This is a genomic window from Pseudomonadota bacterium (genome assembly GCA_039818985.1).
In the GTDB taxonomy this organism is placed as follows: Bacteria; Pseudomonadota; Alphaproteobacteria; order Sphingomonadales; family Sphingomonadaceae; genus Alterisphingorhabdus.
Map to the genome: position 1 here is coordinate 1,399,470 of JBCBSU010000001.1, position 13,374 is coordinate 1,412,843.

At 58.3% G+C, this 13,374-nt stretch carries 9 protein-coding genes and 1 tRNA gene; 5 read left to right on the plus strand and 5 right to left on the minus strand.

Annotated elements, in window-relative coordinates; all coding sequences use genetic code 11:
- Position 1: 1 nt before the first annotated feature.
- Positions 2–3,478, plus strand: coding sequence for a transcription-repair coupling factor (gene mfd / locus AAFX04_06660; protein MEO1045102.1), 3,477 nt, complete (start codon positions 2–4; stop codon positions 3,476–3,478).
- On the opposite strand, the gene AAFX04_06665 is transcribed toward mfd, so the two are convergent.
- Complete coding sequence (locus tag AAFX04_06665; protein ID MEO1045103.1) at positions 3,475–5,124, minus strand: EAL domain-containing protein; 1,650 nt, start codon at positions 5,122–5,124, stop codon at positions 3,475–3,477. The two genes, mfd and AAFX04_06665, sit on opposite strands and share 4 nt — an antisense overlap.
- A gap of 100 nt (positions 5,125–5,224) precedes the next feature.
- Between AAFX04_06665 and AAFX04_06670 the strand changes: the two genes are divergently transcribed.
- Complete coding sequence (locus AAFX04_06670) at positions 5,225–6,025, plus strand: NAD kinase (GenBank protein MEO1045104.1); 801 nt, start codon at positions 5,225–5,227, stop codon at positions 6,023–6,025.
- A gap of 65 nt (positions 6,026–6,090) precedes the next feature.
- Positions 6,091–6,165: transfer RNA gene (locus tag AAFX04_06675), tRNA-Asn, on the plus strand.
- A 47-nt stretch (positions 6,166–6,212) separates the two neighbouring features.
- Here the strand turns inward: AAFX04_06675 and AAFX04_06680 are convergent.
- The 3 genes from AAFX04_06680 to AAFX04_06690 all read right to left on the minus strand — a co-directional run bounded on the left by AAFX04_06680 (position 6,213) and on the right by AAFX04_06690 (position 10,835).
- Entirely contained in the window at positions 6,213–7,394 is a 1,182-nt protein-coding gene (locus AAFX04_06680; GenBank protein MEO1045105.1) for an amidohydrolase family protein, read from the minus strand.
- A 284-nt stretch (positions 7,395–7,678) separates the two neighbouring features.
- Positions 7,679–10,450 carry a preprotein translocase subunit SecA gene (gene secA, locus AAFX04_06685; protein ID MEO1045106.1) on the minus strand — a complete coding sequence of 924 codons (2,772 nt, stop codon included), beginning with the start codon at positions 10,448–10,450 and terminating at the stop codon, positions 7,679–7,681.
- Positions 10,451–10,544: 94 nt separating this feature from the next.
- A complete protein-coding gene (locus tag AAFX04_06690) occupies positions 10,545–10,835 on the minus strand; it encodes a hypothetical protein (protein MEO1045107.1) in 291 nt (96 codons plus the stop codon).
- Between the two features lie 98 nt (positions 10,836–10,933).
- On the opposite strand from AAFX04_06690, the gene argJ reads away from it, so the two are divergent.
- Together argJ and AAFX04_06700 are read left to right on the plus strand one after the other, a co-directional pair.
- The gene (gene argJ, locus AAFX04_06695) at positions 10,934–12,157 is read left to right on the plus strand and encodes a bifunctional glutamate N-acetyltransferase/amino-acid acetyltransferase ArgJ (GenBank protein MEO1045108.1); all 1,224 of its coding nucleotides are present in this window, start codon (positions 10,934–10,936) and stop codon (positions 12,155–12,157) included.
- Between the two features lie 26 nt (positions 12,158–12,183).
- A complete protein-coding gene (locus AAFX04_06700) occupies positions 12,184–12,984 on the plus strand; it encodes an inositol monophosphatase family protein (protein MEO1045109.1) in 801 nt (266 codons plus the stop codon).
- Between the two features lie 19 nt (positions 12,985–13,003).
- Here the strand turns inward: AAFX04_06700 and trxA are convergent, their stop codons facing one another.
- Positions 13,004–13,330, minus strand: coding sequence for a thioredoxin (gene trxA, locus AAFX04_06705; protein MEO1045110.1), 327 nt, complete (start codon positions 13,328–13,330; stop codon positions 13,004–13,006).
- Positions 13,331–13,374: the final 44 nt, after the last annotated feature.

Here is a 13,374-nt window from a genome sequence, read left to right on the forward strand (position 1 = left end):
GATGACATTGCATGCGCGAATAGCGTCGGCAACGGCGCCCCTGACCTTTTGCGGCAGCCCCGCAGGCGCGATACCACTGATCCTCACTGATCTGGCGCGCCAGCATAGCGCGCGCATTCTCTTTGTCGCCGCAGATGACGCAGCGATGGCAGCCACCGCGCGTATTGCCGGCCAGGTAGCTCCCGGCCTTGCCATCGCCACCCTGCCCGGCTGGGACTGTCTGCCCTATGACCGCTCATCACCTTCAGCAGCGGTATCAGCGGCACGACTGCAGACGCTGCATGCACTTCAGCAAGGGCCACACAAAGGGCCTAAGCTGGTTATCGCCACCGCCAATGCGCTGATGCAGCGCGCACTGACCTCGTTCCGGATCCGTGCGCTGGCGCGAACGCTACGCAGTGGCGAGGAGTGTGATCGCGAGGGACTGATCCGCTATTTGCAGGGTCTGGGCTATAGCCGCACCGATACCGTGGCGGATTTTGGCGAATATGCCGTACGTGGCTCGATTGTTGACCTTCATCCCTCGGGTGCGGACCATGGTCTCAGGCTCGATTTCTTTGGAGACGAGATCGAAACCATCCGCCTGTTCGATCCCGCGACCCAGCGCACCATCGAGACCATTGATTCCTATCAGTTGCTCCCGGCGTCGGAAGTGGTGCTGGATCAGGAGAATATCACCCGTTTCCGCAGCCGTTATCGCGAACGCTTCGGCGCCGAAGCCACCGGTGATCCGCTCTACCAGGCGGTGAGCGAGGGTCGCCCCATGGCAGGGATGGACCATTGGCTACCGCTGTTCGAGGAGCGGCTCGAGCCGCTATTGGCGCATTTTGACAACGAGGACATCATCCTGCGAGACCATGGCACCGCCATGGCCATGGAGCAACGTTTCGAGGCGATCACCGACTATTATGACAGCCGTATCGCCGCACAGGAACGCGACAACAACACCTATCGTCCCCTGCCACCCGACACGCTCTATACCGGCAGGGAAGAACTCGACACCCTGATCACCGAGGCCCCGGCACATCAGTTCTCGCCTTTCCATGAGCCGGAAAGTGACAGCGTCATCGATATGGGCTTCTCGCCAAGCCGCGATTTCGCCCCCGACCGCAAAGCCCAGGGAAATATCTATTCCGCCGCTGCCAGCCACATCGCCGCTAACAGGGCAAAAGGGTTGGCGACGGTCATTGCCAGTTACAGCGACGGCTCGCGCAGCCGCAAACAGGGCCTGCTGGAAGAACATGGCGTTGTCGATATCGCGGTCGCAAGCGATTGGCCCGGGGCACTCGCCATCGCGCAGAAAGGCAAGCTGGCGCTACTCACCATGGCGGCGGAGACCGGCTTTGCCAATGATCGGCTCGAACTGCTGACCGAACAGGATCTGCTCGGCGACAGGCTGGTCCGCCGCAGCCGCAAGGGCAAAAAGGCCGAGACTTTCCTCAGCGAACTGGCGACGCTGTCCACCGGTGATCTGGTGGTGCATGTCGAACATGGCATTGGGCGCTATGACGGGCTTGTTTCCATTCCCGTCGGCGAAAGCCCGCATGATTGCGTCGCGCTGACTTACGCCAATGATGACCGGCTCTATGTACCGGTGGAGAATATCGATGTTCTCACCCGCTATGGCAGCGATGGCGAGGCAGCGGCGCTCGACCGGTTGGGCGGTGAGGCATGGCAACGGCGCAAATCAAAGCTGAAGGATCGTATCCGTGCCATTGCCGGCGAGTTGATGAAAACAGCCGCCGCCCGTGCGCTGCGCAGCGCGGAGCGTATCGGCCTCGATGCCACGCCTTATGCCGGCTTTGTCGACCGCTTTCCCTATGAGGAGACCGAGGATCAGGAGCGGGTGATTGCCGAGGTGCTCGAAGACCTGGAATCGGGCAAGCCGATGGATCGGCTGGTCTGCGGCGATGTCGGCTTCGGCAAGACCGAGGTGGCGATGCGCGCCGCTTATGCCGTCGCCATGTCGGGGCTACAGGTTGCGGTGATTGCCCCGACCACCCTGCTCGCGCGCCAGCATCATGCCGGATTTGCAGAACGCTTTCGCGGGTTTCCGGTCAATGTTGGACGCCTGTCGCGGCTGGTGCCCGACAAAGAAGCCAAGGCGACCAAGGCGGGCATCGCCGATGGCACTGTCGATATCGCCATCGGCACCCATGCCCTGCTGGCCAAGTCGCTAGATTTCAAGCGCCTTGGGCTGGTGATCATCGATGAAGAGCAGAAATTCGGTGTCACCCATAAGGAAAGGCTGAAACAGCTCAAGGAAACGGTGCATGTCCTGACACTGACTGCAACGCCAATCCCGCGCACATTGCAAATGGCGATGACCGGGCTGCGCGACCTTTCGGTGATCCAGACGCCGCCGGTCGACCGGTTGGCGGTGCGTACCTATGTTATGCCTTGGGACCCGGTGGTGCTGCGCGAGGCACTGCTGCGCGAACATTATCGCGGTGGCCAGAGCTTCCTCGTCGTGCCGCGTATCAGCGATCTGAGTGACATGGAGGAATTCCTCAAAGAGGTGGTGCCCGAGGTCAAGCCGATCACTGCTCATGGCCAAATGGCACCCTCGGTGGTCGAAGAGCGGATGTCGGCCTTTTACGAGCGCAAATATGACGTGCTGCTGTCGACCACTATCGTCGAAAGCGGGCTGGATATTCCGACCGCCAATACGCTGATCATCCACCGCGCCGACCGTTTCGGCCTGGGTCAGCTATACCAGCTGCGCGGGCGGGTCGGACGCTCGAAAACCCGCGCCTATGCCTATTTCACCACGCCCGAAAACCGGGTGCTAACCGAGACTGCCGAAAAACGCCTCAAGGTGCTGAGCGATCTCGACAGCCTGGGCGCGGGCTTTCAGCTTGCCAGCCACGATATGGACATCAGAGGCGCGGGCAATCTGGTTGGTGATGAGCAGTCCGGCCACGTCCGCGAGGTCGGCTTCGAACTTTATCAGGCGATGCTCGAAGACGCGATTATCGAAGCCAAGGCGGGCGATATCGCAGATGATATGCGTGAAGAGGCCTTCTCGCCTTCGATCACTGTCGATGCACCGATCCTGATCCCCGAGGATTATGTCCCCGATCTTGGTCTGCGCATGGCGCTTTATCGCCGTCTCAACCGACTAGAAGATGCTGGTGCGGTCGAAGCCTTTGCTGCCGAGCTGATCGACCGTTTCGGGCCGATCCCTTCGTCGACCGAGAATCTGCTCAAGATTATCCGTATCAAGCTGAACTGCCTGAAAGCGCGTATCTCAAAGATCGATGTCGGCCCGCGCGGTGCAGTGGTGACCTTTCACCAGGACACCTTCCCAAATGTGCCGGGGCTGTTGGGCTATGTCGAACGGTTGAAAGGCGTCGCCAAGATACGGCCCGACCAGAAACTGATGATCGCCCGTGTCTGGCGCGACCCGCAATCGCGGCTCAACGGCCTGATGCAATTGTCGCGCGGTCTGGCAGGAGTGGCCAGCAAGGCCGATTAATTCGCGCGCATCGCGAACTTCACAAAGGTGATATTGTCGAGTGCTTCACCGCCGAGAAAGCCCTGATAATAATGGCAACCTTCTTCCGCGAGATGGTCGCGCTGCGGCTCATTTTCGACACCCTCGGCGATGATTTCAAGGTCAAGCGCCAGCCCGAGTGCGATAATTGATCGCACAATGGTCTGGTCACGCGGCGATCCTTCGATATCGCGGCTGATCGCCCCGTCTATCTTGAGATAATCCACCGGCAACGATTTCAGATAGAGCAGGCTGGAAAAGCCGGTCCCGAAATCGTCAATAGCAACGCGCATGCCGCCATCACGCAGTTCCGTGCACAGTCGCGATGCCCGTTTCAGATCGCTGATCAACGCCGTTTCGGTAATCTCCAGCGTCAGCTTTGCTGCATCGAATCCGCTGGCAGCAACGGTCTTTTCCATCGCTTCGGCAAAGCCCGGAATGGCGAGATCCTGTGCCGTCAGATTCACCGATAGCCGCAGCTCCGACAGTGCAGCCGGCCATGTCGCCGCCTGTTCAAGCGCCTTGCGCTGGATATGCGCCGATACTGGCTGCACCATATTGGCGCGTTCGGCCACGGTGAACAATGTCGCCGCGCCCAATTCGCCCAGAACCGGATGCTGCCAGCGCGCCAGTGCCTCGGCACCCGTGAGATGGCCATTATTCATGGCAAATTGTGGCTGGAAGCGGACGAGAATTTCGTCCTGTTGCAGCGCATTGGCAAGGTCGTGTTCCAGTTTTGCGGTATGTGGCGGCGGCAGGTCACTGCCACGATCAACCCATTTGATCAGGGCCGAAACATCATCGCTCAGTTCTTCGATGCCAGCATCCAGGCGCGCAATAAACGGCGCCGCGTTCTCGTCTGCCCGACGCGAGGCCAGCGCAATCTGCGCCCCCAGCGACAATCCTGAATCGGCAGTGAGGCTGTTATCGTGCAGCATGGTGACGATTTCTTCCGCCATCCAGTTCCATTTGCGCCGATCACGCAGGGTTTCGGCGAGCAGATAGAAGCCGCTGTCATGGCGGAAAATCGCCATGTCATGGCTGGAACAGTCACGGGCAAAGCGCAGAATATGGTCGTGCAGTCGCGACAGCAGTGCATCGACACTCGACCGGTCGGTCTGCGCATTGAGCAGCGACAGCCGCTGAAACGCTATCGACATGGCATAGCTTTGAGCAAAAGCTTCGGCAGGAGCCTTCTCCTCACCATGATTGTCCAGCCATTTGATCACTGCTTCGCGTCGGTCGTGCGCTGCCAGCGGCACTGCCCTATCGCCATGCGGCCGCGCCGCTCTCACCTGCGCCTCTTCAATGACCTTGCGCAACCGCGACATACCATCATCGATAAACAGACATGGCGCAGAACCCGAAGCATCAGTGCCTGACAGCAGCAGCGGTACGATGACGGATGACGCAGCGACATGTTGCGCGGCAGTTTGTGGATCACCGGTTATTATCAGCGTAATATCGGCCATCGCCCCGTCCGCGCAGATGGTAAAACCGGCCTTGGCGAGACGTTCCTGCAACTGCAAGAGACCCTCCGGTTCAGGCTGCGCGTCACCAAGGGTCAGAAGAGATACCGAAGTCAGTTTACCGTCCTCACCTGCCGGACGCTGTCGCTCACTGGTCATAGCCCCTTGCCCATGCTCGACAGATGTGTCCAATGTTTCTATAGCCTTAGCCAGTTCGAAATGATCGAACTACCCTATAGCCTGCATTTCTCGATTTTTCATGAATGGCGGCGGAGACCTGATTATGCTTGGCAAGACGGCGCTGGTCGCTTCCTCGACCGAACAGGCCACCGAAGCCGCCGACATGTTGCGCGAAAACTTCGAATGGTGCCCGCTTGACGAGGCCGAACGTATCGTTGCGCTTGGCGGTGATGGTTTCATGCTGCAGGTGCTGCACTCAATGCTCGCAAGCGATCGGATGATCCCGGTTTTCGGGCTCAATCGCGGCACGGTCGGTTTTCTGATGAATGTCTGGAAGGATTCGCTCGAACGCTTTCCGCGCCGCCTCGACAAGGCGAAGCATCTCAAGGTCGTACCGCTGATCATGACCGCGAAAACCATGGACGGCGAAACGGTTCAGCATCCTGCAATTAACGAAGTATCGCTGCTGCGCGAAACACGCCAGACCGCCAAACTTGAGGTTTCGGTCAATCGCCGGGTGAAAATCCCCGAACTGGTGGCCGATGGCGTGTTGGTGGCGACACCGGCAGGTTCTACCGCCTATAATCTTTCGGCCAATGGCCCGATCCTGCCTCTGGGTTCGCCATTACTGGCGCTGACGCCGATCAGTCCATTCCGCCCGCGACGTTGGAAAGGGGCGATATTGGAGGACAATTCCGAGATCAGCATCCGCGTGCTCGAACCGGCGAAACGCCCGGTGAGCGTCGTCGCCGACCAGAAGGAAATCCGCGACATCTGCGAGATCGAGATCCGCAAGGACCCGCGCCGCAGCCTGACATTGATGTTCGATCCCGAGCACAGTCTCGACGACCGGATAGCCACCGAACAATTTGTTGTCTGAGGGCTTGCCAAAACCGAAAGAGCGTTGCTATAGGGCCGCTCGCTTCGGAGAAATCGTGAAGCCACTCCCCGATAGCTCAGTGGTAGAGCATTCGACTGTTAATCGAACGGCCGTTGGTTCGAATCCAACTCGGGGAGCCATTTCCTTAAAGTGCAGCGATACCCTGATGAGCAGTGCAGTACAGAGCCTAGCGGCTCTCGAGCAGCAGGCCCTGTTTCATGCGCAAGCGGATATCACCAGTCGCAGCGAAATCGCTTAGTGGATTGCCGCCAAGCACGACGAAGCTCGCCTCATAGTCATCCCGCAGACGGCCGATCTTGCGATCAGGGAACACCGCTTCAGCGCAGCGCGTAGTCCACATGTCCAGCAGGTTTCTGTTATCCAATACCCCCAAGCCAAGCAGATGCATCACCTCACTTCGCGATGTGTCCCTCACATTGTCGCTACCGACTACCAGACGCGCTCCTGCGGCGGTGAGCCGGGCGAGATTGTCGCGCTGGGCCGCTATCGTTGCGGCATATTTTTCCGGATCGCGCTGCTCAAAGCGTTTGGCGAGCGAGAGCGTAGTGACGAGTATCGCATCGGTCTCTGTTGCCAGCCTGATCGTCTCTTCCGATATGCGCACCGGCGCATCATAGGAAGGAAGATGGGCAATAATGTCGGCTCCGGCGCGCAACGCTGTTGCCATATCGAATTCGGTTTCGACATGCACCGCAACACGCAGATTCCGTTGATGGGCGCGCCGCACCACTTCCGGGAACAGTGCAGGATCGAGACCGCGACTGCCATAAAATTCCGGGTCATCCCTGCGCTGCTCATATTCCTCGGCATAGAGTAGCATGACCTTGATGAAATCGGGCCGTTCGGCGAGAATCAGCGGCCATTTCCTGTCGAGATCCTCCACTGTATCAGCCTCGAAATAGCCCTTGTCGGGAAACGTCTCATTGGTGAATTCGGGATAACTGCCAAAGCGTTGCTTCAGGAATTCACGCAATTTGCGCGGGTGCCCTCCCGAGCCTGTCAAGCCGTTATTGGCAAAAGCGACATCGACCGAGTCAGGCCGATTGATCTTGCCCGCAATCTGTTCACGATAGAAGGCGAAGGATCCCGGCATCATCACGTAGAAGACACCGTCATCGAGATAGCCTTGCGCCACCTCTTCGACGCCATCCACGCTGCCACCGATATTGTGGTTGTGCGCTTCGCAGAAAGGCGGCACGACATGGCCTCCAGCAAGGTCGATAACCTGTTGTGCCGATATATTACCCGCTGGAGAAAAGCGCAGAACGCCATTGACGACATAGGCGGTCCTGGCATCGAAACGCTCGCCATCATACCATAGGCCGTTGTCGAGCTGATATTCAGCCATCACTGCAGAAGAAGGCTGTGAAACTGTGGTGCAGGCCACCAGGAACAGCGGTGTCATCAACCACAAACGCAACCACAACGACAGCCAACCATTTCTCAGCCAGTGACGGATCAAGGCAGAGATCAGGTCTTGCCGGGCAATGCGCATTGCGCTCCTCCATAGCAGCGAGCGGGTGCAGTCATAACATAAATTATCGTAAAACAATAATTATTTTATTGTGTCACGGATGGTTTCACCCAACCGAGAACGGGTTGGGATGGTAACCCATGAAGCTCAGCTATGTGTTACAGCGCCCCGTGGCAATGCTTGTACTTACGGCCCGAACCGCAGGGGCATGGGGCATTGCGGCTGATATTCATATGCGCATAGGGGTTGCCCTCACCTGCCTCGGCCGGCTCTGCGGCCAGCACACCGGCTCCTGGGATCACGCCAACCGGGCTTTGTCGTGGCGGCAAGGTGCTCGCCACGGTGCCGCGTGTGCCGCCATCGATATCATTGCTGTTATCCTCACCGGTCAGCGGATCGATATGCGTGGTCAGGAAATCGGGCAGCTCGGGCACTGGCAGCGGTTCCGGCTCGGCGACGCGATAATCGGCGTTCATCACCGTCCTGGTCACTTCCTCGCGGATCACTTCCAGCATCCGCTCGAACATGCCAAAAGCTTCCTGCTTATATTCATTGAGCGGTGTCTTTTGGGCATAGGCACGCAGGAACACCACCTGACGCAGTGCATCGAGCGTGGAGAGATGCTCCTTCCAATTATGGTCGAGCACCTGGAGCATGATCGATTTCTGGATATCGCGCCATAAATCGCCGTCGAGATTGGCGATCTTGTCCTTCAGCGCAGTTTCGCTGAGCTCGGTCAGACGCTCCTCGATGACATCCTGCGCCAGCGCATCCTCTTCCATCCACGCATCCATATCGGGTTCAAGCGCGAAAATCTCCCCGATGTCCTGCTTCAGGCCATCGACATTCCACTGCTCGGGATAGGAACCTTCGGGGCAGTTGCGATAGACAATGGCGTTGACCGTATCGAGGCGCATATTCTCTATGTCCTCGGCGACGTCGTCGCTGTCCATGATCTCGGCGCGCTGTTCATAGATGACCTTACGCTGGTCGTTCATTACGTCATCATATTCGACTACCTGCTTGCGCATGTCGTAATTGCGTGCCTCGACCTTTTTCTGTGCCGTCTCGATCGCCTTGGACAGCCATTTCGAGCCGATCGCCTCGCCATCGGCAAGGTTCTTGTTCATCATCTTGGCAAACAGCGTATCGGGGCCGAAAATGCGCAGCAAATCGTCTTCGAGGCAGAGATAGAAGCGGCTGAGGCCCGGATCACCCTGACGCCCGGAACGGCCGCGCAACTGATTGTCGATGCGGCGGCTCTCATGCCGCTCGGTGCCGAGCACGAACAGGCCACCGGCGTCGAGCACCTGCTGCTTTTCCGCCGCCACTTCGGCCTTCAGGCTGTCGATGGCGGTGTCGCGTTCCTTGCCCTCAGGCATATCGCCCAGCTCATCGGTGATACGGAAATCGAGATTGCCGCCGAGCTGAATATCGGTGCCGCGGCCGGCCATATTGGTGGCGATGGTCACCGCGCCGATACGACCGGCCTGGGCGACGATATGCGCCTCACGCTCATGCTGGCGCGCATTGAGCACCTCGTGCTTGACACCTTCCTGGTTGAGATATTGCGACAGCAATTCGGATTTCTCGATCGACACGGTGCCAACCAGTATCGGCTGGCCCTTGGCGTTCTTCTCGGCAATCGCCTTGGCAATGGCCTGGAACTTGTCCTGGGTGTTTTTGTAGAATTCGTCTTCCTCATCGACCCGCTGCACCGGCACATTGGTCGGTATGGTGACGACGTTCATCTTGTAGATGTCGAAAAATTCCGCTGCCTCGGTAGCGGCGGTGCCGGTCATGCCCGACAGCTTGGGGTACATGCGGAAATAATTCTGGAAAGTGATCGAGGCCAGTGTCTGGTTTTCCGGCTTGATCGGTACACCTTCCTTGGCTTCAACCGCCTGATGCAAGCCATTGGACCAGCGGCGGCCATCCATCATTCTCCCGGTAAATTCGTCGATGATGACTACCTTGTCATCCTTGACGATATAATCGGTGTCACGCTTGAACATCACATTGGCCTTGAGCGCCTGATCGAGGTGATGCACCACCTGCGTATTCTCATAATCATAGAGGTTGCTGCCGACCAGCAGGCCTGCCGCTTCGAGCAGTCGCTCCGCCTTCTCGGTGCCATCCTCGGTCAGTGATATATTGCGTGCTTTCTCGTCCTTTTCATAATCCTCTTCGGTGATCTGCTGGACGATCTCGTTGACGGCGACATAGAGTTCCGACTTGTCATCGGTCGGACCGGAAATGATCAGCGGCGTCCGCGCCTCGTCGATCAGGATCGAGTCGACCTCATCGACAATCGCAAAGTTGAACGGCCGCTGCACCATCTGGCTGCGGTCATGCTTCATATTGTCGCGCAGATAATCGAAGCCGAGCTCGTTATTGGTGGCATAGGTGATATCGGCAGCATAGGCGTCAATACGTTGCTGCTCGTTGAGATTGGGCACGATCACCCCGGTGGTCAGGCCGAGAAAACCGTATATTTGTCCCATCCATTCGGCATCGCGCTGGGCCAGATAGTCGTTGACGGTGACGACATGCACGCCCTTGCCTTCAATGGCATTGAGATAGCAGGCCAGCGTCGCCACCAGCGTCTTGCCCTCACCGGTGCGCATCTCGGAAATCTCGCCGCGATGCAATACGATGCCACCGATCATCTGCACGTCGAAATGGCGCATGCCGGTGACCCGTACCGAAGCCTCGCGCACCAAGGCAAAGGCTTCAGGCAATATGTCTTCGAGCGTCTCGCCACTGGCGGTGCGATCACGAAATTCCTGGGTTTTGGCCTTTAGCGCCTCATCTGACAGCGCCTGCATCTGCGGCTCAAGCGCGTTGATCCTGTCGACAATCTTGCCGAGCGATTTAACGTAACGGTCATTGGACGAACCGAAAAGACTTTTGGCGATGCTACCAAGCATGGGGATGTTCCTTGGAATATGAAAATATGTTGTGATCCGCAATCTGTGGCGGACGGTCGCAGCAGGAGGAGCGGCAGATAACCGCCGCCAATAGCTATTCGTGCAGGACGTCGTGACGCAGCAGCGGGGTGTCGAAAAACCCGACTGGTCCGGCAACAACCGGCAGCGGCGAGACGGCAAACATCGTTGCAGTGCGGTGCGAACTGTCGGCCCCAAGCGACTCAAATTGCTGATATTGCAGATGGCCGGTTACCATCTGTGGCGTTTCTGCACTGGCATTGAGCATTTGCGATACCGCAGAATCCGGATGCGTGGCATGGGCTGCGGAAAATCCATTCAGCAGCACCAGCAGGCAGATCAGCGCGCGAGAAACATTGCTCAGCATGGCTGCCCATATAGGCACAAAGCCCGCAATGGTCCATGCGAAAGCGACAAGTTTTCAAAGCCCCTTGCCGAAATGGCTTGTGTGGTTATCAGGGCAGCATGCTGGAAACATCGCCGCTTGCTCTGCCCTTTCCCGAAATGCCCGCCATTGACGGTGTCACGCTGCGTGTCGCCCGGGCGCATTACAAGGAATGGGATCGCGCTGACCTGACCTATGTCGAGCTGGATGAAGGCACCAGCGTCGCCGGGGTATTTACCCGCAATATCTGCTGTTCGACCGAGGTCGAGATGGGCCGCGAACAGGTCAAACAGGGAGCAGCGCGGGCGCTGGTGGTCAATGCCGGCAATTCCAACGCCTTTACCGGCCAGCGCGGGCGCGCCGCAGTCGAAGCCATCATGGAACAGGTGGCTAGCCATCTCGATTGTTCTCCCGAAAGCGTGTTTGTATCGTCAACCGGTGTGATTGGTGTGCCGCTGCCTAAAGATCTGGCCGAAACGGGCGTACACAGCGCATTGATGGCAACACCCTGCAACTGGCGCGAGGCCGCCGAGGCTATCGGCACAACCGATACCTTCCCCAAAGGCGCCACCGCCAGCGCCATTGTCAATGGCCGCAATGTCACCTTGTCTGCCATCGCCAAGGGTTCGGGGATGATCGCGCCGGATATGGCGACGATGCTCGGTTACATTTTCACCGATGCTGCCATTGCCCCCGCATTTCTGCAGCAGTTGCTGAGCCGGGCCAATGCGTGCAGTTTCAATTGCATCACCGTCGACAGCGATACCTCGACCAGCGATACGGTGCTGCTCTTCGCCACCGGCAAGGCGGGGAATACGCCCCTCGCCTGCTTCGATGATCCCGGCGCAGATGCTTTTGCTGCAGCGCTTGACCAGGTCTGCCGGCGATTGGCGCAACAGCTGGTACGCGACGGTGAAGGTGCACAGAAGTTCATCACAATTGAGGTCAGCGGTGCCGTCGATGATGACAGCGCTCGCAAAATCGGTCTTGCCATTGCCAACTCACCTCTGGTCAAGACGGCTGTTGCCGGAGAGGATGCCAATTGGGGTCGGGTGGTCATGGCGGTTGGCAAAGCGGGGCAGCCGGCGGACCGTGACAGGCTGGCCATCCGTTTCGGCGACCACTGGGTTGCGCATGAGGGTCAGGGCGTTGCCGATTATGACGAAGCCCCTGTTGCACAACATTTGAAGGGTGACGAGGTACAGCTTGGCGTCGATATCGGTCTTGGCGATGGCCATGCGACGGTGTGGACCTGCGATCTCACCCATGGTTATATCAGTATCAACGCCGATTATCGCAGCTAGGACCTGACTCTGAGATGACGGACCGCATGCACCCTCTCTACAACGCTGTTTCGAACCTGTTACGCAATGTCGCGGATGACATTGTCATGCCCAATTTCCGCAATCTGGCCGATGAAGACATTGCAGAAAAGGCGCCCGGCGACCTTGTCACCAAAGCGGACCGGCTAAGCGAAGAAAGGCTCCATGACGGGCTGGCCAAGCTGCTGCCCGATGCGGCTATTGTCGGCGAGGAAGCGGCTGCCGAGGACCCGGCATTATTGACGCGCATCGCATCGGGGCAAGCCTGGATCATCGATCCGATCGATGGCACCGGCAATTATGCAGCCGGACGCACACCTTTTGGCATGATGATCGCACTTGCCGCGGACAATGAAACCATAGCTGGCTGGATTTATGACCCGGTCCGACGACGTCTATGTCATGCCCATCACGGCGGCGGCGCCTATATTGATGGCAAACGCGTCTATATCAGCGCCAACATCACCGACAGGCCACGCGCTGCGCTTGCCACTGGTTATATGACCACTGAACAGCGTGAGCGCGCCCTGGCTATTGCCACACCACGCTTCAAGATCGTGCCCATTCCCAATTGTTCGGCCGAACAATATCCGTTGCTGGTGCAGGGGCAGCACCATCTGACCATTTTCGAGCGCACTCTGCCCTGGGATCATGCCGCGGGAGTGCTGTTGCTCAACGAGGCAGGCGGCAAAGCGGCGCGCTGGGACGGCAGCGCCTATCGCCCCGGTGACGAACGCAAGGGGATGCTGGGCACATCAAGCCCGCAATTATGGGAAGAGGCCGCCAAGCTGTTCAGCGGCGGCCCCTGATCGCAGCATCCCGATAATTTCAGGCAGGCAATGCGCTTTCGAGCCAAGCCTTGAGCTGGTTTTTCGGTGCCGCGCCGAGCTTGGTCTCGACAATCTCGCCCTTGTTGAACAGGATCATTGTCGGGATCGAACGGACACCATATTTGGCCGGTGCATCGGGGTTTTCATCGATGTTGACTTTGGTGATGGTCACCTTGTCGCCCAGCTCGTCGCTCAGCTCTTCGAGAGCCGGACCGATCATCTTGCACGGGCCACACCATTCGGCCCAGAAATCGACCAGAACCGGGCCTTCCGCACCCAGAACATCGGATTGAAAATCGGCATCGGTAACTGCTTTTGTTGCCATCATATATCTCCTTGATTTGCCATAGACCTAAGGCTTCACCGTAA

What these genes read in the sequence shown, in the direction of transcription:
- mfd (MEO1045102.1), top strand. Translation starts at nt 2, where the DNA reads ATGACATTGCATGCGCGAATAGCGTCGGCAACGGCGCCCCTGACCTTT.
- AAFX04_06665 (MEO1045103.1), bottom strand. Translation starts at nt 5,124, where the DNA reads ATGACCAGTGAGCGACAGCGTCCGGCAGGTGAGGACGGTAAACTGACT.
- AAFX04_06670 (MEO1045104.1), top strand. Translation starts at nt 5,225, where the DNA reads ATGAATGGCGGCGGAGACCTGATTATGCTTGGCAAGACGGCGCTGGTC.
- AAFX04_06680 (MEO1045105.1), bottom strand. Translation starts at nt 7,394, where the DNA reads ATGGCTGAATATCAGCTCGACAACGGCCTATGGTATGATGGCGAGCGT.
- secA (MEO1045106.1), bottom strand. Translation starts at nt 10,450, where the DNA reads ATGCTTGGTAGCATCGCCAAAAGTCTTTTCGGTTCGTCCAATGACCGT.
- AAFX04_06690 (MEO1045107.1), bottom strand. Translation starts at nt 10,835, where the DNA reads ATGCTGAGCAATGTTTCTCGCGCGCTGATCTGCCTGCTGGTGCTGCTG.
- argJ (MEO1045108.1), top strand. Translation starts at nt 10,934, where the DNA reads ATGCTGGAAACATCGCCGCTTGCTCTGCCCTTTCCCGAAATGCCCGCC.
- AAFX04_06700 (MEO1045109.1), top strand. Translation starts at nt 12,184, where the DNA reads ATGCACCCTCTCTACAACGCTGTTTCGAACCTGTTACGCAATGTCGCG.
- trxA (MEO1045110.1), bottom strand. Translation starts at nt 13,330, where the DNA reads ATGGCAACAAAAGCAGTTACCGATGCCGATTTTCAATCCGATGTTCTG.